General features: G+C 36.8%; 20 protein-coding genes. 12 read left to right on the forward strand and 8 right to left on the reverse strand.

Going from position 1 to position 18,859, the window contains the following annotated elements; genetic code table 11:
* Positions 1-21: 21 nt before the first annotated feature.
* The 3 genes from ABVM49_RS11175 to ABVM49_RS11185 all read left to right on the forward strand — a co-directional run bounded on the left by ABVM49_RS11175 (position 22) and on the right by ABVM49_RS11185 (position 3,445).
* On the forward strand, positions 22-2,055 hold the full coding sequence (locus tag ABVM49_RS11175; protein WP_405201970.1) for a VWA domain-containing protein: 2,034 nt from the start codon (positions 22-24) through the stop codon (positions 2,053-2,055).
* 21 nt (positions 2,056-2,076) lie between these two features.
* Complete coding sequence (locus ABVM49_RS11180; protein ID WP_021778949.1) at positions 2,077-2,892, forward strand: prohibitin family protein; 816 nt, start codon at positions 2,077-2,079, stop codon at positions 2,890-2,892.
* Between the two features lie 103 nt (positions 2,893-2,995).
* A complete protein-coding gene (locus ABVM49_RS11185) occupies positions 2,996-3,445 on the forward strand; it encodes a PepSY-like domain-containing protein (RefSeq protein WP_405201973.1) in 450 nt (149 codons plus the stop codon).
* A 33-nt stretch (positions 3,446-3,478) separates the two neighbouring features.
* Here ABVM49_RS11185 and ABVM49_RS11190 read toward each other — a convergent pair whose 3' ends face one another.
* Together ABVM49_RS11190 and ABVM49_RS11195 are read right to left on the reverse strand one after the other, a co-directional pair.
* Positions 3,479-4,111, reverse strand: coding sequence for a hypothetical protein (locus ABVM49_RS11190; RefSeq protein WP_405201975.1), 633 nt, complete (start codon positions 4,109-4,111; stop codon positions 3,479-3,481).
* Positions 4,111-4,797 carry an OmpA family protein gene (locus ABVM49_RS11195; RefSeq protein WP_405201976.1) on the reverse strand — a complete coding sequence of 229 codons (687 nt, stop codon included), beginning with the start codon at positions 4,795-4,797 and terminating at the stop codon, positions 4,111-4,113. The genes ABVM49_RS11190 and ABVM49_RS11195 overlap by 1 nt, the downstream gene beginning before the upstream one ends.
* A gap of 283 nt (positions 4,798-5,080) precedes the next feature.
* Between ABVM49_RS11195 and hisG the strand changes: the two genes are divergently transcribed.
* From hisG to ABVM49_RS11230, 7 genes are read left to right on the forward strand one after another with little or no spacing between them, the layout of a single operon-like run.
* Positions 5,081-5,941 (forward strand): ATP phosphoribosyltransferase, encoded by an 861-nt coding sequence (hisG, locus tag ABVM49_RS11200; RefSeq protein WP_405201977.1) that lies wholly within the window; start codon positions 5,081-5,083, stop codon positions 5,939-5,941.
* A 12-nt stretch (positions 5,942-5,953) separates the two neighbouring features.
* Positions 5,954-7,237: a histidinol dehydrogenase gene (gene hisD / locus ABVM49_RS11205; RefSeq protein ID WP_405201978.1), complete on the forward strand. Its 1,284-nt coding sequence runs from the start codon at positions 5,954-5,956 to the stop codon at positions 7,235-7,237.
* Positions 7,238-7,269: 32 nt separating this feature from the next.
* Complete coding sequence (gene hisC / locus ABVM49_RS11210) at positions 7,270-8,316, forward strand: histidinol-phosphate transaminase (protein WP_405201979.1); 1,047 nt, start codon at positions 7,270-7,272, stop codon at positions 8,314-8,316.
* On the forward strand, positions 8,316-9,452 hold the full coding sequence (hisB, locus tag ABVM49_RS11215) for a bifunctional histidinol-phosphatase/imidazoleglycerol-phosphate dehydratase HisB (protein ID WP_021778956.1): 1,137 nt from the start codon (positions 8,316-8,318) through the stop codon (positions 9,450-9,452). The genes hisC and hisB overlap by 1 nt, the downstream gene beginning before the upstream one ends.
* Positions 9,452-10,033 carry an imidazole glycerol phosphate synthase subunit HisH gene (hisH, locus tag ABVM49_RS11220; protein WP_021778957.1) on the forward strand — a complete coding sequence of 194 codons (582 nt, stop codon included), beginning with the start codon at positions 9,452-9,454 and terminating at the stop codon, positions 10,031-10,033. The genes hisB and hisH overlap by 1 nt, the downstream gene beginning before the upstream one ends.
* Positions 10,030-10,752: a 1-(5-phosphoribosyl)-5-[(5-phosphoribosylamino)methylideneamino]imidazole-4-carboxamide isomerase gene (hisA, locus tag ABVM49_RS11225; RefSeq protein WP_035324881.1), complete on the forward strand. Its 723-nt coding sequence runs from the start codon at positions 10,030-10,032 to the stop codon at positions 10,750-10,752. The genes hisH and hisA overlap by 4 nt, the downstream gene beginning before the upstream one ends.
* Positions 10,753-10,763: 11 nt before the next feature.
* On the forward strand, positions 10,764-11,279 hold the full coding sequence (locus tag ABVM49_RS11230) for a DinB family protein (RefSeq protein ID WP_405201981.1): 516 nt from the start codon (positions 10,764-10,766) through the stop codon (positions 11,277-11,279).
* Here the strand turns inward: ABVM49_RS11230 and ABVM49_RS11235 are convergent.
* The 4 genes from ABVM49_RS11235 to ABVM49_RS11250 are packed head-to-tail and all read right to left on the reverse strand — an operon-like array spanning position 11,276 to position 14,609.
* On the reverse strand, positions 11,276-12,121 hold the full coding sequence (locus ABVM49_RS11235; RefSeq protein ID WP_405201982.1) for an alpha/beta hydrolase: 846 nt from the start codon (positions 12,119-12,121) through the stop codon (positions 11,276-11,278). The two genes, ABVM49_RS11230 and ABVM49_RS11235, sit on opposite strands and share 4 nt — an antisense overlap.
* A 5-nt stretch (positions 12,122-12,126) precedes the next feature.
* Positions 12,127-12,486 carry a cupin domain-containing protein gene (locus tag ABVM49_RS11240; RefSeq protein ID WP_021778961.1) on the reverse strand — a complete coding sequence of 120 codons (360 nt, stop codon included), beginning with the start codon at positions 12,484-12,486 and terminating at the stop codon, positions 12,127-12,129.
* A 2-nt stretch (positions 12,487-12,488) separates the two neighbouring features.
* The gene (locus ABVM49_RS11245) at positions 12,489-13,034 is read right to left on the reverse strand and encodes a hypothetical protein (protein ID WP_021778962.1); all 546 of its coding nucleotides are present in this window, start codon (positions 13,032-13,034) and stop codon (positions 12,489-12,491) included.
* 39 nt (positions 13,035-13,073) lie between these two features.
* Positions 13,074-14,609 carry a helicase HerA-like domain-containing protein gene (locus ABVM49_RS11250; protein ID WP_405201983.1) on the reverse strand — a complete coding sequence of 512 codons (1,536 nt, stop codon included), beginning with the start codon at positions 14,607-14,609 and terminating at the stop codon, positions 13,074-13,076.
* 126 nt (positions 14,610-14,735) lie between these two features.
* Here ABVM49_RS11250 and ABVM49_RS11255 point away from each other — a divergent pair, with 126 nt between their 5' ends.
* Both ABVM49_RS11255 and ABVM49_RS11260 read left to right on the forward strand, forming a co-directional pair.
* A complete protein-coding gene (locus tag ABVM49_RS11255) occupies positions 14,736-15,224 on the forward strand; it encodes a Rid family detoxifying hydrolase (protein WP_405201984.1) in 489 nt (162 codons plus the stop codon).
* Positions 15,225-15,261: 37 nt separating this feature from the next.
* Entirely contained in the window at positions 15,262-16,401 is a 1,140-nt protein-coding gene (locus ABVM49_RS11260) for a hypothetical protein (protein WP_405201985.1), read from the forward strand.
* A gap of 74 nt (positions 16,402-16,475) precedes the next feature.
* On the opposite strand, the gene ABVM49_RS11265 is transcribed toward ABVM49_RS11260, so the two are convergent.
* Both ABVM49_RS11265 and ABVM49_RS11270 read right to left on the reverse strand, forming a co-directional pair.
* A complete protein-coding gene (locus ABVM49_RS11265; protein WP_021778966.1) occupies positions 16,476-16,874 on the reverse strand; it encodes a PUR family DNA/RNA-binding protein in 399 nt (132 codons plus the stop codon).
* Positions 16,875-16,950: 76 nt separating this feature from the next.
* A complete protein-coding gene (locus ABVM49_RS11270; protein ID WP_405201986.1) occupies positions 16,951-18,708 on the reverse strand; it encodes an ABC transporter ATP-binding protein in 1,758 nt (585 codons plus the stop codon).
* Positions 18,709-18,859 lie beyond the last annotated feature (151 nt).

Consider the following 18,859-nt stretch of genomic DNA (forward strand, 5'->3'; position numbering starts at 1 on the left):
ATATAATTTAGTCATATACTATTGCAAACAGAGACACTATTATTAATAATTGGAGCTGCTATTCTCTCACTGGGAGTAGCGGTTTTTCAATATTTCTATCGTGTTAAATATAAAAGTAAGCGCAATCGCGTTTATGCATTTTTACGGTTTTTAACCATTTTTGGCTTACTGCTTTTACTTATCAACCCTAAGTATGAGCAAGTATCTTACTACACAGAGAAGCCTTCACTGGCTGTCGCTGTAGATAATTCTTCTAGTATTGCACACCTTGGTTATGATGGTGTGTCTCAAGATGTGATATCCCGCTTTCGCGAAAGCGTAAAACTCAACGATGCTTTTGACATTCAGTACTATCAATTTGGAGATGATTTTAAATCATTAGATTCCCTTTCATTTACTAATAAGCAGACTAATATCTCAAACGCTTTGCGTAGTCTTGAAGATATTTATACAACAGATGTTGCTCCTGTGGTACTAGTCACAGATGGTAATCAAACCTATGGTGAGGCCTATCAATATCTTGGTCAGAATTATAGCCAGCAGGTATATCCCGTAATACTGGGAGATACAATCATTTATGATGATCTCAAATTAGGTCAAATAAATGTAAATCGATATGCCTATATAAATAACAAATTTCCTGTTGAGATTTTTGCTTCTTATAATGGTAAAGCAACAGTACAATCTGTGCTTACTATACGTTCTGGAGGTAAAACTTTACATAAGCAGTCTGTAAATTTTAGCCCAGATAATGCATCACAAGTTTTTACCGTAAACGTCCCTGCTGAAAGGGTGGGAGTGACTCAGTATGCCATAAGTATTGCTCCTGTAGAAAGCGAAAAGAATGAGAGTAATAACTATAAAAACTTTGCGATAGAGGTTATAGATCAAAAAACGAATGTACTTCTTATAAGTAATATAGTTCACCCAGATGTGGGAATGCTTAAAAAGAGTATTGAGAGTAATAGGTTGCGCACGGTTACATTTACAAAACCAGCAGATGCTGTTGCAAAGATCAATGATTATGAGCTCATAATACTTTACCAGCCAGATGCAAGTTTTTCTGGAGTATATAAACAATTAGAAACACTAGCTAAAAATAGTATAACAATAACTGGAGAACACACTGGCTGGAATGCTATAAATAAGTTTCAAAAAACAATAACGCAAGAGATTACAGGTCAAACAGAAGAAGTTCAGGCTCGGCTTAATCCTAACTTTTCTGCTTTTGTAATTGAGGATATAGGTTTTGACGATTTTCCACCACTAGTTGCGGCCTTTGGAGAGACGCGTTTTAATACAAAAGCAGACATTGCTTTATCACAAAGTATAGGCCTTGTGGAGACTAATCAACCACTTATAGCCACAACAGAAGATAGTGGAAGACGAGAGGTATATATATTAGGAGAAGGTTTATGGAAGTGGCGAGCACAGAGTTTTGTAGACAAGCGTGATTTTAAATCTTTTGATAATTTTATAGATAATCTAGTACAATATGCTGCTTCAAACAAGAAGAAAAGTAGACTTAACTTAGATTATGAGTCGTTTTACTATGGCAATAAAGCAGTGATGCTTTATGCACAGTACTTTGATAAAAATTACAATTTTGATGCAAGGGCTAAGGTATCTATAAAAGTGATAAATCAGGAGTCAAAAAAGCTTACAGAGATTCCATTATTACTTAAAAAGAACACCTACCAGGTAGATATGAATAATCTTGAGCCTGGAAGTTATAAGTTTACTGTATCTGTAGCAGAGCAAGGTATTGCGCGTTCTGGATCTTTTACAATTGTTCCTTTTGATATAGAGCAACAATTTTTAAATGCAAATGTAACACAGCTACAACTTCTAGCGTCTCATACAGATGGTGGTTTATATAACCCTGTAAGTATAGATAAACTTATAACGTCGCTCGTTGTAGATAATAGATATAAACCTATACAGAAGAGTACAAAAAATAGTGTACCTTTTATAGACTGGAAATTACTACTTGCAATTTTGGCATTACTGCTTGCTTTGGAGTGGTTTATGCGCAAGTATAATGGACTTACTTAAAATCAAAATTAAAAATTAGCTATGGAAAAATTACCTAAAATTGGAGTGCCTGTCGTAATAGGCCTCGTTATTCTACTCGTGATTATCACAAAATCTGCCATCACAATAGATTCAGGAGAGGCTGGCGTGTTGTATAAAACATTTGGAGGTGGTGTGGTAACAGATGAGCCACCACTAGGAGAAGGATTTCACCTAGTAGCCCCTTGGAACAAAGTGTACGTTTATGAAGTGCGTCGTCAAGAGCTTTTTGAAAAAATGAAAGTATTATCCTCAAACGGACTAGATATACAACTAGACGCATCTGCTTGGTACAAGCCTAGATACAATGATGTAGGTAAGTTACACCAAGAGATAGGTGAAGATTATTTACAACGTATCTTATTACCTACTATACGATCTGCAGCGAGATCTGTTGTGGGGCGTTATACGCCAGAGCAGTTATATTCTTCTAAGAGAGATGCGATACAGTCAGAAATTTTTGAAGAAACAAAGAAGATTATAAAGGATCAGTACATCGAGCTAGATGAGATACTAGTAAGAGATGTAACCTTGCCAAATACAATTAAAGAAGCTATCGAGCGTAAATTAAAGCAAGAGCAAGAGTCTCTTGAGTATGAATTTCGTCTAGTAACAGCTACAAAGGAGGCAGAAAAAGTACGTATAGAAGCACAAGGTAAGGCAGATGCAAACAAAATTCTTAGTGCTTCACTTACAGATAAGATTCTACAAGATAAAGGTATTGATGCAACAATAGAGTTATCAAAATCTCCAAATTCTAAGGTGATAGTTGTAGGTTCTGGTGAATCTGGACTACCATTAATTTTAGGAAATAATTAGAATACTCTTTAAAATTATATGAAAGTGTTAAGATGACGCTTTCGCGAAAGCTTATATCTTTACAGTCTACTCGTCATAATGGGTAGATTGTAAAGATTTTTTTATGTTTAAATATCAGAAAGCACTTTTATTATTTGGCTTTATACTCGCAGTGAGTTGTGGTCAAAAAGTTGAAAGTCAAAATAGTAAGAAAGGATATGCACCAGAGGCAGTAAAGGCTACATTTCAAGCCAAATATCCAGGAGAGAATGATCCAGACTGGCACGTAGACTCAAATGGAAATTATGAGTCAAGATTTAGAATAGATGGTATAAGACACCGTGCAGATTTTAGTCCTAATGGAGATTGGATTGAGACAGAAGTAAGTATAGATAAGGATGAATTGCCAAAGGCAATTAAAAAAGCTATAAAAAGAGATTATAGTCACGAGAAGATCACAGAGATTGAGCGCGTGCAAAGCGCCGAAAAAGGGCTATTTTATGACGTAGAATTTAAACGTAAAGGGAAAAATAAAGATGTAGAGTTTAATGAGGCAGGTGAGGAGATAAATTAATAAATCTATGTTTTATATAAATGAAAAAACCACCTAATAGGTGGTTTTTTCATTTATCATATTTTTTTTTGAGTTTCCTTTTTCGTTATCCTCAGCTTGTGTATTCTCGGTAAGTCTTTTTGCCTTTGCTACCCATCGATCATTTTTAATTCTATCTGGAAAAAACTTAATTAGTTTTGTTACTGCGGCGATGTCGTCATTATTAAAACGGCTTATTTGCTCGTAAGTGTAAATCCCTAGTTCATTGAGTTTAGCCTCAGTATATGGACCTATTCCAGTAATTTGTTGTAAGTCATTACGCTCTGCCATTGTGGCTCTTCCTATGCGTTCATAACTTATAGGATCCTTAATTTCTGTTTTAGAGAGCTTTTCTGTAAGCACATCATCAGAAAAAGCTCTGTTTCGTATCTGTAGATGCTCATATTCCTCATCCATACGGTCTTTTCTAAAAACGCCATCTGCCTTTCTATCTAACTCGTCTTGTAAATTTTTGATCGTATTGTTGAGCTGTTGTAACGTGTTTTTATGCTGTTGTTCTTTACGTTTGTGAGAAAATTTTTGAGAGAGTTGCGATCCTCCATAACCTATCAAAAATGCAACAAGAGTCATTATAAATGTCTCTATATAAGCAATGGGTATTGATATGGCCTCCTGTAATGCGAGCATTAATCTACTATAATTTCTATTCTGTTGTTTTGGCGTCGTCCAGATACGGTGTTATTTGAGGCGATAGGTTCTTCTTCACCTCTTGAGGTGGCAGTAATTTTACTGCGGGGGATTCCTCTACGGGCTGTAAGATACCATTTAATTTGTCTTGATTTTTTTAAACCTGTGCTAAAATTATCTCGAGCATTTCCTACGTTATCTGTATGGCCTAATATTGTTACTTTTTTATCTGGATTATTTTTTAATAATTCTTTGAGTTCAGATGCATATGCAACGAGCTCTTTATCAAGTATTAAATCTGTATTGTTATACTGTGGGTAAAATAGCTCGCTAGAAAAAGAAGGGCCTGAAAGTGAGTTAAGCTCTTTTTCAAAAGTAATAACCGGTTCATCTTTTGTAAAATCTACAGTATCACTTATAGCAATAGATTTTTGTATTTCTTCAGCAATAAAAATGGACGCCTCCCTATCTATGTGCGTTTTTGCAATGCTATCTGTAGTTTTTATCTCGCTATTACTAGTACTTGTCTTAGTTGGATTAGTAATAGGTTGTTTATCATTACTATTAGAAATTGTAGTAGATGATTTTTTTTCTATAAATGGTGATGGCTCCTTAGCACTTACGTAATAGATACACGTAAATGACCAAAGTAAAAAAACAAGGAAGGCCCCCAAAAATCCTTTCATAGTTAAATTTATGTGCTTTAGTAGTTGATTTAAAGCGCTATTTCAAATCTACTAAAAAGTTACGTGTGTTAAGTAATTATTAAATCACTTTATTCACTTGTTTTTAACAAAAGACTTCTTAAATTTGTGCCAGAAATGAAATTGAACAAAACACATCATCACCATACTACATTATTCGCTCAAGCGAGGTAGTTTGGTATGTAAATAATTCATATATAAACCCGTTTGAGATACTCAAACGGGTTTTTTCTTTTTTGGGTAATTCAAACACAAACCAACAAAAATGAGTCAAAAAATTAGAATTGCTATTCAGAAGTCAGGTCGTCTCAATGAGGAGTCTTTACAACTGCTTAAAAACTGTGGTGTATCTATAGATAATGGTAAGGATCAACTTAAAGCCATTGCTAGAAACTTTCCGCTAGAAGTTTTATACCTACGTAATGGAGATATCCCTCAGTACTTAAGAGACGGAGTAGTAGATATCGCAATACTAGGCGAAAATACACTTATAGAAAAAGGAAAGGATCTTCCTATTATAGAGAGATTAGGTTTTTCAAAATGCAAGGTGTCACTAGCCATCCCAAAAGGACAAGAATATAACTCTGTAAAAGATCTCGAAGGTAAGCGCATTGCAACATCATATCCTAATACAGTAAGAGAATACCTAGCTGAAAAAGGTGTAAACGCAGAGCTACACATCATTAACGGTTCGGTAGAAATCGCTCCAAATATTGGACTTGCAGATGCTATCTGTGATATTGTTTCTAGTGGTAGTACATTATTTAAAAATAACCTTAAGGAAGTAGAGCAAATGCTCACGTCTGAGGCTGTTCTTACTGCATCACCTACTATTTCTGACGAGCGTAAGGAGCTATTAGAAACACTTAAATTCCGTATACAATCTGTACTTGCAGGACAACGCAGTAAGTATGTACTTATGAATGTGCCAGACGCAAAGCTTGATGATGTTATCGCAATGCTTCCAGGTATGAGAAGTCCTACGGTTTTACCACTAGCACAAGAAGGCTGGAGTAGTGTACACTCAGTAATAAATAAAGATAGCTTTTGGGATGTGATAGATAATCTCAAAAAAGCAGGTGCAGAAGGAATACTTGTATGCCCAATCGAAAAAATGGTACTATAATTTTACATTGCTATGAATAAGATTTATAATCCAGAAAGAAGTGAGTGGGCAGAAATTTTAAAAAGACCTACTCAAACTGTAGATGATATAGAAGCCACCGTTACCGATATTTTTAAGGAAGTAAAGGAAAAAGGAGATACTGCGGTAGCAAAGTACACAAGTATCTTTGATAATGTGACTCTTGAGAGCACTGTAGTGACTGATACAGAAATAAAGGAAGCGCAAGAGCTTATATCTACAGAGTTAAAGGAAGCCATACAACTTGCAAAAGGTAATATAGAACGCTTTCACACAGCTCAAAAAACCGAGAGAGTAGCTATTGCTACTACAGAAGGGGTAGACTGCTGGCAAGAAAAAAGGCCTATTCAAAAAGTGGGACTTTATATACCGGGAGGTACAGCGCCATTATTTTCAACTATTTTAATGCTCGCAACGCCAGCAAATATCGCTGGTTGTAAAGAGATTGTATTATGTACGCCACCTGATAAAGAAGGGAAGGTAAACCCTGCCATCCTTTATACAGCAAAGTTAAGCGGAGTTACAAAAATATTTAAAGTAGGAGGTATTCAAGCTATTGCTGCGATGACCTTTGGTACAGAGAGCGTTCCTCAAGTTTATAAAATTTTCGGGCCAGGTAATCAGTTTGTAACTGTTGCAAAGCAGCTTGCTACAAAGCACGGAGTGGCAATAGATATGCCAGCAGGTCCATCAGAATTACTTGTTGTTGCAGATGATGCTGCTCAGGCAAGTTTTGTAGCTTCAGACTTATTAAGTCAGGCAGAGCACGGTGTTGATAGTCAGGTTATTTTGGTTTCTACTTCAAAGGATTTGATAGACGAGGTAGAAAAAGAAGTAGAAGAGCAGATGAGTACGCTTTCGCGAAAGCGTATTGCAGAAAAAGCTATTGATAATAGTAAGCTCATTTATGTAAAAGACGATGAGACGGCACTCGCGCTGATAGATGAATACGGTCCAGAACACTTTATAGTTTGTACCTCAAATGATGACTACTATGTAGATAATATAGGTAATGCGGGATCTGTTTTTATAGGCAACTATACGCCTGAGAGCGCTGGAGATTATGCGTCTGGTACAAACCACACCTTACCTACAAACGGTTATGCTAAGCAGTACAGCGGTGTAAATCTAGATAGTTTTATGAAGTCTATGACGTTTCAAAAAATATCTGAAACTGGAATAAAAAATATAGGTCGTGCTATAGAACTTATGGCAGAGGCAGAAGGTCTTGATGCTCATAAAAATGCGGTAACTCTTAGACTTAACGCATTAAAATAAAGCAGTAAAGATTATTAAGTACGTATAGCACAATGAACAAATTTGACATAAATAAGCTCGTAAGAGCAAATGTTGCAAGGATGAAACCGTACTCTTCTGCGCGAGATGAGTTTACAGATTTTGATAAAGAAATGGTTTTTCTAGATGCAAATGAAAATCCGTTTGATAATGGTGTAAACCGTTATCCAGACCCGCAACAGCGTAGTTTAAAGAGTTTGGTAGCCTCTCAAAAAAAGGTCTCAGAATCTCAGATTTTACTAGGTAATGGAAGCGACGAGGTGCTCGATCTTATTTTTAGAGCATTCTGTAATCCTGGAGTAGATGGTATTATAACGGTACCACCTACTTACGGTATGTATAATGTACTGGCAGGTACAAATGACGTAGCAAATACAGAGGTACTCCTTACTGAAGATTTTCAGCTGGATACTGAAGGTATTCTGAATGCTGTGAGTGATACTACAAAGCTCATTTTTATTTGCTCACCAAACAATCCTACGGGTAATATGATCAAACCGGATCTTATTATTGAGGTGTTAGAAAACTTTAATGGGTTAGTAGTTCTTGATGAGGCATATATAGATTTTGCAGCAGCAGAGAGTTGGATATCACAATTAAAAAATTATCCTAACCTGGTAATCACTCAAACGCTTTCTAAGGCTTACGGTCTTGCTGGTATACGTCTAGGTTTATGCTTTGCAAGCAAAGAAGTTATTGCGATTCTTAATAAAATTAAGCCTCCTTATAATGTAAATGCATTAACGCAAGATCGCGCTTATGATAGATTGAGCGATTTACCTATGGTTCATAATGAGGTAGATACCTTACTTGATAATAGAAAAACACTGGCAGCTGTGCTTAAGGATGTGGCTTTTGTAGAAAAAGTATATCCGTCTGACGCAAACTTTATTTTAACTAAAGTAGACGATGCAAACAAGCGTTATAATCAGCTTATAGAAAAAGGAATAGTTGTGCGCAATCGAAGTACACAGGCGCTTTGTGAGAACACACTACGTTTTACAGTAGGGACCAAAGAAGAAAATACAACACTAATAAACGCATTAAATACAATACAGTAATGGCAAAAAAAGTACTTTTTATCGACCGCGATGGTACAATGATTAAAGAAACGGTAGATGAACAAATCGATGCGTTTGAAAAAATGATTTTTTACCCTAAGTGTTTTACTTGGTTAGGTAAGATTGCTCAAGAGCTCGATTATGAGCTAGTGATGATTACAAATCAAGATGGTTTAGGTACGGATTCTTTTCCAGAAGATACATTCTGGCCAGTGCATAACTTTATTATGAAGTCTTTTGAAAATGAAGGTGTTGTTTTTGATAATGTATTTTTAGATAGAACCTTTCCGCACGAAAATAAAGACACTAGAAAGCCTGGGACCGGTTTACTTACACAATACTTTTCTGAGGAATATGATCTCAAAAACTCTTTTGTAATAGGTGATAGACTTACAGATATGCAACTAGCGACAAATCTGGGAGCCAAAGGAATCTATATAAATGATAACACAAACCTGGGTACTGGTGAGATTACCATCTCTGAAGATGAGCTCAATAAGGACATTGCGCTAGAGACAAACGACTGGCAAAAAATTTACGAGTTTTTAAAATTAGAAAGTCGTGTTGCTACGCTTGCGCGAAAAACTAATGAGACAGACATAAACATCACCCTTAACCTAGACGGTACGGGTAAATCTAACATAGATACAGGTCTAGCTTTCTTTGACCATATGCTTGACCAGATAGCGCGTCACGGGCAAATGGACTTAGACATCCAGGTAAAAGGAGACCTAGAAGTAGATGAGCATCACACTATAGAAGACACGGCAATTGCACTAGGAGAAGTGTTTGCCATTGCTTTAGGTAATAAATTAGGAATAGAGCGCTACGGTTTTTGCCTGCCTATGGATGACTGTCTTGCACAAGTTGCCATAGATTTTGGTGGTAGAAACTGGCTCGTATGGGAAGCAGATTTTAACCGTGAGATGATAGGTAAAATGCCTACAGAGATGTTTTATCACTTCTTTAAATCATTTACAGATGGTGCAAAGGCAAACCTAAATATCAAAGCCGAAGGAACAAACGAGCACCACAAGATTGAAGCTATCTTTAAGGCATTTGCAAAAGCGATTAAAGTAGCCGTAAAGCGTGATGCAGATAAAATGATTCTTCCATCTACAAAAGGAATGTTATAATGAAAATTGTGATCATTAATTATGGCGCTGGAAACATCCAGAGCATAAAATTTGCGATAGAGCGCCTTGGTTATCAGGCGGTCTTAAGTGATAGTGAAGAAGAAATACGTAGTGCAGATAAAGTCATTTTTCCTGGAGTAGGAGAGGCGAGTAGTGCTATGAGTAAATTACGAGAGACTGGTCTCGATAAAGTGATTCCTACACTCACACAGCCTGTGCTGGGTATCTGTCTGGGTATGCAATTAATGTGTACAGGTTCAGAAGAAGGAGATACTATAGGTCTTGATATTTTTAATGTAGATGTAGTACGCTTTCGCGAAAGCGTAAAAGTCCCACAAATACAGTGGAACACCATTAACAATCTATCATCACCACTTTTTAATCAAGTAGCCGAAGATTCTTTTATATATATGGTGCACAGTTTTTATGCTCCCGTAGTAGAAGACACGATTGCGACTACTACGTACGGACTTCCTTACAGTAGTGCTCTTGCCAAAAATAATTTTTATGGAACCCAGTTCCACCCAGAAAAAAGTAGCGCTGTAGGAGAGCAAATACTTAAAAACTTTTTAGAATTATGAGAATAATACCTGCTATAGATATCATAGATGGTAATTGTGTGCGTCTCTCAAAGGGAGATTATAACACAAAGAAAATATATAATGAAAATCCGCTGGAGGTTGCAAAGCAGTTTGAGGCACACGGTATCACGCATTTACACCTTGTAGATTTAGATGGTGCAAAAAGCAAGCACATTGTAAACCACAAAATTCTTGAGCAAATAGCTACAAAGACTGCGTTAAAAGTAGACTTTGGAGGAGGTCTTAAAACAGACGAAGATTTACGCATTGCCTTTGAGAGCGGAGCTTCTCAAATAACTGGTGGTAGTATTGCTGTAAAAAATCCAGATACGTTTAAAAGCTGGTTGTCAAAATTTGGCAGTGATAAAATTATCTTGGGAGCAGATGCTCATCATCGTAAAATTGCTATCTCTGGCTGGCTAGAGGAGTCTGATGATGATGTGGTTGAGTTTATAAACGCTTATCAAAAAGAAGGTGTCTCTTATGTAATCTGTACAGATATAAGTAAAGACGGTATGCTAGAAGGACCTAGTTTTGACTTATATCAAGAAATACTTGCTAGCACACCAGACTTAAAACTTATTGCTTCTGGAGGAATTTCTACCTTTGACGAGTTGCCAAAGCTTGCAGAGATGGGCTGTGAGGGAACCATTATAGGGAAGGCAATCTATGAGAATAGAATCTCATTGAAGCAACTAGAAGATTTTATACTAAGTTAGAACGTATAGATATGATTAATACTTGGCATCAAGATTTTAAAGACAATGCTATTTTTAGACTTGAAGAGAATGTGCGTATGATAAGTATCGCACTCTCTAAGGTAGTAGAGGAGGAGCTGTGGACAAAGCAAAACCAGAGTCTCAACACACTTGGTAACCAGTTATTGCATATTTGTGGTAATATGACACAGTATATCGTTTCTGGACTAGGAGGTAATCCAGATGAGCGCAATAGAGACGAAGAGTTTAGTACCGAAGATGGCTTTACAAAAGATGAGTTGCTTCAACGACTTTTACTTACTGTACAAACAGCCACGACTATTATAGATGATGCAACACCAGAAAATTTATTAAAGAAGCGAAAAGTGCAAGGTTTTGATCTCTCAGGTATAGGTATTGTATTACACGCTGTTGAGCACTTCTCATATCACACGGGGCAAATAGCTATGCAAGTAAAACTTGTTATAGACCAGCCCCTTGGGTTTTATGAGGGAATGAACTTAAATACCCTTAATGAAGAAGATTAAAATTCTTTCTTTAAGAATTTGATGATTTCAGATCTTACTTCTTCTTGATATAGTGAGTGACCAAAACCTTCGGTCTCGATGTAGGTGCTTCCTTTCCAGCTTTTATGGATGTTTTGTGAGGCAGATACAGGAGTGATTTTGTCAAACTTATCGTGTATGATCAAAGCAGGCAATGTAAGTTCTTTTGCAAAAGCTGCTCCAGAAAAACCTTTAAAGTCAAAACCAAATAACTCTTTTACGAGCTGTTCTAGAGACTTCATTGTTCTGTTATTAAGTCCTAAAATTGCTCTATAATCTACCATTATCTCACTAAGCTCTGATGCAGATCCTAATATGACTGCAGAAGTAAACTGCATAGGTTTATAAGTATATTGATGAAAAACCGTAGCTAGTCCTCCTATAGAATGTCCTATAATATGGTCTGGTTGGTATCGCTGTACAGCTTCTTCTATGGCTTTTGCATAACGCGGCACATTGAGGAGCGTCCCTGTAGAGTTACCGTGAGCCGGTGCATCTATGGCATAGATGTCATAGTTTTCTTGCTGTAGTTCTTCCACTAGTTTAAACCAGCGATGCGTGTTGCTTTCCCAGCCGTGTATAAGAAGTACTTTTTTACCAGTGCCTTCCCAGTGATATGCTTGTAACTCACACGATCCAGAAGGAAAACGTTCATACGCAGCATTTTCTAGATAAGCAACCTGCTCACCATAAGGTTTACCCTTGCGTGGTGTGCAGAATATATTAAAAGCTTGCTGAGCTGCAGCTCTAGGATTTACTAAACTTAGTGCATTTATCTTTGCTCCTATAGCCTTAGGAATGAATCGTTGTAGGGTCTTTTTCAAAATATCTATTCTTCTCTATGAACTGAATCTGGTGAAAACGCAGGTGTACAAACAGCCATATACTCACACTCTGTATCAAAAGGATTGCTGTATTGTACTCTAGTATTACGAGCAATTTTAATACTCTGGCCGGCGTGAAGTACTACGGTATCACCGTCTATGATAAATTGCTTTTTACCTTTTATAATATATGTATACTCATCAAACTCTGGAGTTTGAAACGGCTCACTCCACCCAGGTGGAGCAATCATATGAGCGATGCTTATATCATTATTACCGTCTGTCGCTTTTCCCCAGTGCTCCTCTATGGTTTTACCATCTGTAGTGGGTACTACAAAAGGGCTTTTTTGGATTTTATAACTCATATTTACCAGCTTATTTGAATGTACTTAATAGGAGCATCATCAGGGATTTGAGTAAGTTCAACCTTAGTAGTTGTATCAAACATAAGTTCTGATGGCAAGTGTTTTTTATCTATAGTAAAGTACACATCACTATCTTCTATCAAAACAACAATGGTAGATATAAGGTTTTCTATACGCTTTATCTTGTGTCCATCTAGAATATCCTTAAAAGTACTTTTTACAGTAACTCCACCATCTGTTGTATAGCGCTCGTCATATAAACGTATGTAATTTATTGTAGCATCAGAGTCGCCCGTGGTAGGTTCTAGTTCTAATAATTTTTTACCTCCTTTTTCAAAAACGGTAATATATTGTACAGGTGCTTTTAGTTCTGTAGATCCATTTGCATCTACAAGGCTATCATTTACAAAGGTGGTTTTAAGTTCACTTACTTTTGTAGTTTTAGTAAGTGGTCCTACACCTTCATTTGTAATAGCAAAGTTTCCAGAGTTACTACAGCTAGTAGCTATTAAGCCTAGAATAGAAAGAGCTATTATATTTTTTTTCATAAAATTAAATTGAGGGTACGCATAAAAAATGCGCAATTATTATTTTAACATTTTACCTAGTATCCCAAAGACACCACGTATTACGGTTGCACTTGTAAGCACTTTTATTAATGCTTTTGATCCAGCACTTTGAGTAGACCTAGAACTTTTAGATCTAGAAGACGTTTTTGAAGCTTTGGCTCTTTCTTTTTGAGCCTTTTCCTTTGCTTCCGCTTCGTTTGCTTTATCTATTTTCTTTTTGAGTAGCTCGTAGGCACTCTCTCTATCTGAGATTTCGCTATATTTTTCTACAAGCTCAGATCTATCGTTTATACCGTCTATTTCCTTTTGGGTTAATACATCCATACGTGACATAGGTGCGCGTAGCATTGTAGCTGCAAGGGGAGTAGGGCGACCCTTCTCATCTAGAGCAGATACAAGTGCTTCTCCTATACCTAAAGATGTAAGAACGGTCTTTGTGTCATAATATTTAGAATCTGGATAGTTTTCGGCAGTGAGTTTTATAGCTTTTCTATCTTTTGCAGTAAACGCACGTAATGCGTGCTGCACTTTAAGACCTAACTGGCTCAATACACCATCTGGAATATCTGTTGGGTTTTGAGTTACAAAATAAATACCTACACCTTTAGATCGTATCAACTTTACAATACTTTCTATCTGGCTATGTAACGCTTTTGAAGCTTCTTTAAAAATAAGGTGCGCTTCATCTATAAAAATTACAAGCTCTGGCTGGCCGCTATCTCCTTGCTCTGGAAATGTGGAGTAAATCTCTGCAAGTAAACTCAACATAAAAGTTGAGAATAATTTTGGTCTGTCTTGTATATCTGTAAGGCGTATCACATTTATTACTCCACGACCGTCAGAGGTGGTGCGAGTAAGGTCATCTGTGTCAAATGATTTTTCTCCAAAGAAAATATCTGCTCCCTGCTGTTCTAGTTCTACTATTTTACGCAGGATAGAACCAGAAGAAGCTGGAGAGATACGCCCATACTCTTCTTCTATTTCTGCCTTACCTTCTTTGGTCGCATATTGTAAAATCTTTTTAAAGTCTTTAAGATCTAGCAGCGGTAATTTTTTATCATCACTGTACTTAAAAAGTATAGAGATAATACCAGACTGTGCCACCGTAGCGTCAAGTATACGTGAGAACAGCACAGGTCCAAATTCACTTACGGTAGCTCTAAGGCGCACGCCATTTTGTTCAGAAAGTGTGAGGAGTTCTACTGGGAAATCTTTGGCATCAAAGGGTAGGCCTATCTTCTCGTGGCGCTCATCTATCTTTGCGTGACCTGGGCTTGCTTTTGCAATACCAGAGAGATCACCTTTCATATCCATAAGTAGTACCGGTATCCCTTTATCAGACAGATTTTCGGCAAGTACTTGTAATGTTTTTGTTTTACCAGTACCTGTAGCACCAGCAATGAGACCGTGACGATTAAGAGTTTTAAGAGGTACTTTTACGTGAGCATTTGTGATGGTCTCGCCATCTAGCATTGCTGCTCCCATAGTGATAAAGTCACCCTTAAAGGTGTTTCCTGTTGTAATAGATTTTAGAAACTCTTCTTTTCTGTCCATAGTAGATTGTTGTGTTTACGCTTTCGCGAAAGCGTACTAAATCGCATTTATCTCAAAGTTTAAAAATACATAATAGTTAAAAAATGTTGCCATCTATCCGTACATTTATTACCAAAATCTATAACTATGAGGCCTATTATATTGACAATCTTTGGGATGCTTTTACTCACTTCTTGTAATGAGGAGTTACAAAGATCCCACACACCACCTCCTGAAGGTCATATGGAGAAGAGAGCTCCTGTGTTCCACACGTCTCACGAACCTACTAAGGCAGACGCACCATTTTCTGATGTGGTGCAAGTAGGTGATATGTATTTTCTATCTGGACAAATAGGGATGGATCAAAGCACGAGAACACTCGTAACAGGCGGTATTGAAGCCGAAACAAAGCAAACCTTAGAAAACATAAAAGCGGTGCTTGCCCATCACAATCTAGAAATGACAGATATTGTAAAAGCAATGGTTGTGCTAGATGATATTGAGGACTTTGCAACATTTAACGCTATCTATAAATCGTACTTGCCACAAAAACCTGCGAGGACCACCTTTGCAGCAAAGGCACTGGCCGCAGGGGCAAAAATTGAGATTGAAGTTATTGCTGTAAGAAAGAAATAACTTACTTTTAATCAATGAATTAAAACATCATCAATCAATGAGAATTTTTAAATTTTTACCTTTTTTACTTCTAGGCTTCACCGCCTGTTCTAATGACGACGATACGACTAGCGTAGCCGAGTCTGATGTAAATACCTCACTGGCTCAAATAGCAATCGTAGGAGACAATCTAGTTACTGGATCTAGTGGTAATGTAGTTACTTGGAATTATCTAGATGAGCAAAGCACAACTGTAAATTTACAAGAGGAAATAGGCTTTGAGTTTGGCTTTTTAAGAAACACCTTTAGGGATCGCCTAGCGATAGCTTCTGGCATACCTACTTCTCAGTTTATCACATATAGCGTGGTTAATGGAGACCAAGAAGTTTATAGTGATTACTTTACTCCGACTAACCCTGTAAATGAATCTGAGCTTTATACGACAAATACCGAAAACAATATCATTACTTACTATGTGAATGAGTCTAGTAGCTGTTGCAACTTAAACGTAAGTACATATGATAAAACTACTAGCGTTATTACCGATGCTTACATAGGTAATATAACAATAAACGATGTCAATTCAAGTGTGATGGCAAAAGGGTCTAAGACATTTATAGTAGGTACAGATACTCTTACAGGCGTAAAGAAGCTATTTGTACACAATGCAGAGACAGGGATGCCAGTGGGAGTGTGGGATATAGATCAGTATGGTGCTTACATATACGATGAGAATCTTGACGAGATGTACCTATTTGACTTTAACGGTGCTGCGCTTGCATACGCCACGCTAGATTTTGAAACGCTTACGATAAGTGAGCAGAGTTCTTTTCCGAGTGGTTTTACTGTTACAGAAGGATTTAATCAAACTAAATCACTAGCTCAAGAACTTGTTTATAAAGACCCTACCGGAAAAATAGCAAATGTGTATAATTACAATACAAATACAATTAGTACTTATACAGAGGTAGGTCTTATTAATACTATTTTAGATCAGACTGGGATGAGTATAAACATACGCAATACAGATATAGCGCAGTTTACATCTTATTATATTGTAATGGGTACTACAGAAGTAGATGGAGAGACTCAAGGGATGGTGGTAATTCTCAACAGAGATTTAACGGTAATACAAACAGCCAGTAGTGGAGATATACGACCACATAGTCTTGTGGAAATACCTATCATATTTAACTAAAAGCTTTTTAAGCTAGACCAATAAAAAAAGCCACGTCATAAACGTGGCTTTTTTTATTTAAAATCTTTTACGATTTATATATCGTCAAAGCTTACATCTGTAAACTTATCTGCCGTTGCAGTAGGCTCTTCTGAGGTTACCCCTCCAGAATCTACCACTTCTGACGCTACTGGTCTTGTATAATCATTCTGGTGGCGGTCAGATATTACTTCTTCACCTTTTTCTTCTAGTATGTAAGAAGTCATCTCATTAAGATTTTCTGTAAATCCAGCAAAGTCTTCTTTGTATAAATAGATTTTATGTTTTTTAAAGTGGAAAGAACCGTCATCATTAGTAAATTTTTTACTCTCTGTAATGGTAAGGTAATAATCTCCTGCCTTTGTAGATCTTACATCAAAGAAGTACGTGCGTCGTCCTGCTCTAAGTACTTTTGAAAAAATCTCTTCATTGTCTCTTCCGTCGTAATCACTCATAATGGTCCTTCTTGTTTTGGATTGTGTGTTTGTTGTTTCAAAAATGGTAAAAAATATACCATTGCCCAATTATTTTTTACATTTCTTTCTCGTCCAGCTGCTTTACATACAGCTCTTTATAGTAGCCTTCTTCTGTTATTAATTGATTATGAGATCCTTGCTGTGTGATTTTACCATCTTCGAGAATGATAATTTGATCGGCATTTTTTGCAGATGAGATTCTGTGGCTCACGATAATAGTGGTTGTATTTGTTGTGAGCTGCTGTAAATTGTTGAGTATTTCTTCTTCTGTCTCGGTATCTACTGCGCTTAATGAGTCATCTAGTAACAAGATTTTAGGAGATCCTATAAGTGCTCTTGCAATAGAGACGCGTTGCTTCTGTCCTCCAGATAAGGTTATGCCTCGCTCACCAAGTACGGTATCATACCCATCCTTAAAGTCTATGATGTTATGGTGTACGGAGGCCGCTTTCGCGAAAGCGTAAACCTCTTCGTCTGTAGCATCTGTTTTACCAAATTTTATATTCTCACCTATGGTGTCAGAAAATAAAAAAGCATCTTGAGGTACATAACCTATCTCAGAACGAAAATCATTAAGGTTGAGCATCTTTACATCTGTACCATCTATAGCAATACTGCCGCTAGTTACATCATACAGACGGCCTATGAGTTCTAAAATAGTAGATTTTCCAGATCCTGTAGGCCCTATTACAGCAAGTGTTTGTCCTGGCTGCACGGTAAAACTTATATTTTTAAGAGCTGTAATGAGTGTGTCTTCATAGGTAAAAGTTACATCCTTAAAAGCGATAGCACCATTTATAGGTGTGTGCTCTGTAAAGGTATTTACAATGTCTGGTTCGATTTCTAAAAACTCATTAATACGTACCTGAGATGCCTCTGCTGCTTTTATAATTGAGGTTACCCATCCTACAGTAGCAACTGGCCACGTGAGCATATTTACATACATTATAAACTCTACTAGGGTTCCTAGCTCTGCAATGGTACCATCTATATACTGCTGCCCACCTACAAATATCACAATAAGGTTACTCGCACCTATAAGCCCTATCATAAGTGGGAAGAAAAATGCTTGTACCTTAACGAGGTTTAGATTTTTTTGCTTGCTGTCTTCACTAAGTGTTGCAAAGTCTCTAAATGTATTAGGTTCTAAAGTATATGCTTTTATAACAGATATACCACTAAAAGATTCTTGTGTAAATGTAGTAAGTTTTGATAGGTACTCTTGTACAATAGTACTACGCACGTGTATCGCACGGCTTAGTTTATAAATAGCAATAGATAGTATAGGTAGTGGTATTAAGGTATATGCGGCGAGTGATGGAGCCATACGTACCATATAGGGTATTACTACAGCAAAGAGTACGAGAGCTTGTAGTAAATACATTATCGCTGGACCTAGGTACATACGTACTTTTGTTACATCTTCAGAGATGCGGTTCATAAGGTCACCAGTTCTATTTTTTTTATAAAAACCTAGGCTGAGACGCTGGTACTGTGCATAGACATCATCTTTTAGATCTGCCTCTATAAATCTAGAGACTACAATGATGAGTTGTCTCATTAAGAATGTAAAAAAACCAGAGAGTAGGGCAGCACCTAAAAGTAAACCCAGTTTTAAAAGCATACTATCTTTAAGGCCATCTAGGTTTGTGTCTCCACTTTTTATGTAAGTCTCAACATCGTTTACGATATCACCTACAATATCTACATTAAAAACGGCAAAGACACGAGCCGCGATAACTATAAAGAAACCGGCTATAAGACGCCATTTATAACGTAAAAAATATTTGTTAAGAGATTTTAATGCACCCATCGCCGTACTGCAATTTTTTTGAAGCGCTAAGGTCGGTTTTTTTTAAGACCTGTGCGAGCCAAATTTTCCTATAACATAATTGATAAAATGTGATGATACTTTTAGAAATACTGTATTTTTGCACCGATTTAAAAACGAACCTAATTCGTTC

The organism is Dokdonia sp. LLG6352-1 (assembly GCF_045055815.1).
Taxonomy (GTDB): Bacteria; Bacteroidota; Bacteroidia; order Flavobacteriales; family Flavobacteriaceae; genus Dokdonia; species Dokdonia donghaensis.

What these genes read in the sequence shown, in the direction of transcription:
- ABVM49_RS11180 (WP_021778949.1), top strand. Translation starts at nt 2,077, where the DNA reads ATGGAAAAATTACCTAAAATTGGAGTGCCTGTCGTAATAGGCCTCGTT.
- ABVM49_RS11185 (WP_405201973.1), top strand. Translation starts at nt 2,996, where the DNA reads ATGTTTAAATATCAGAAAGCACTTTTATTATTTGGCTTTATACTCGCA.
- ABVM49_RS11190 (WP_405201975.1), bottom strand. Translation starts at nt 4,111, where the DNA reads ATGCTCGCATTACAGGAGGCCATATCAATACCCATTGCTTATATAGAG.
- ABVM49_RS11195 (WP_405201976.1), bottom strand. Translation starts at nt 4,797, where the DNA reads ATGAAAGGATTTTTGGGGGCCTTCCTTGTTTTTTTACTTTGGTCATTT.
- hisG (WP_405201977.1), top strand. Translation starts at nt 5,081, where the DNA reads ATGAGTCAAAAAATTAGAATTGCTATTCAGAAGTCAGGTCGTCTCAAT.
- hisD (WP_405201978.1), top strand. Translation starts at nt 5,954, where the DNA reads ATGAATAAGATTTATAATCCAGAAAGAAGTGAGTGGGCAGAAATTTTA.
- hisC (WP_405201979.1), top strand. Translation starts at nt 7,270, where the DNA reads ATGAACAAATTTGACATAAATAAGCTCGTAAGAGCAAATGTTGCAAGG.
- hisB (WP_021778956.1), top strand. Translation starts at nt 8,316, where the DNA reads ATGGCAAAAAAAGTACTTTTTATCGACCGCGATGGTACAATGATTAAA.
- hisH (WP_021778957.1), top strand. Translation starts at nt 9,452, where the DNA reads ATGAAAATTGTGATCATTAATTATGGCGCTGGAAACATCCAGAGCATA.
- hisA (WP_035324881.1), top strand. Translation starts at nt 10,030, where the DNA reads ATGAGAATAATACCTGCTATAGATATCATAGATGGTAATTGTGTGCGT.
- ABVM49_RS11230 (WP_405201981.1), top strand. Translation starts at nt 10,764, where the DNA reads ATGATTAATACTTGGCATCAAGATTTTAAAGACAATGCTATTTTTAGA.
- ABVM49_RS11240 (WP_021778961.1), bottom strand. Translation starts at nt 12,486, where the DNA reads ATGAGTTATAAAATCCAAAAAAGCCCTTTTGTAGTACCCACTACAGAT.
- ABVM49_RS11245 (WP_021778962.1), bottom strand. Translation starts at nt 13,034, where the DNA reads ATGAAAAAAAATATAATAGCTCTTTCTATTCTAGGCTTAATAGCTACT.
- ABVM49_RS11250 (WP_405201983.1), bottom strand. Translation starts at nt 14,609, where the DNA reads ATGGACAGAAAAGAAGAGTTTCTAAAATCTATTACAACAGGAAACACC.
- ABVM49_RS11255 (WP_405201984.1), top strand. Translation starts at nt 14,736, where the DNA reads ATGAGGCCTATTATATTGACAATCTTTGGGATGCTTTTACTCACTTCT.
- ABVM49_RS11260 (WP_405201985.1), top strand. Translation starts at nt 15,262, where the DNA reads ATGAGAATTTTTAAATTTTTACCTTTTTTACTTCTAGGCTTCACCGCC.
- ABVM49_RS11265 (WP_021778966.1), bottom strand. Translation starts at nt 16,874, where the DNA reads ATGAGTGATTACGACGGAAGAGACAATGAAGAGATTTTTTCAAAAGTA.
- ABVM49_RS11270 (WP_405201986.1), bottom strand. Translation starts at nt 18,708, where the DNA reads ATGGGTGCATTAAAATCTCTTAACAAATATTTTTTACGTTATAAATGG.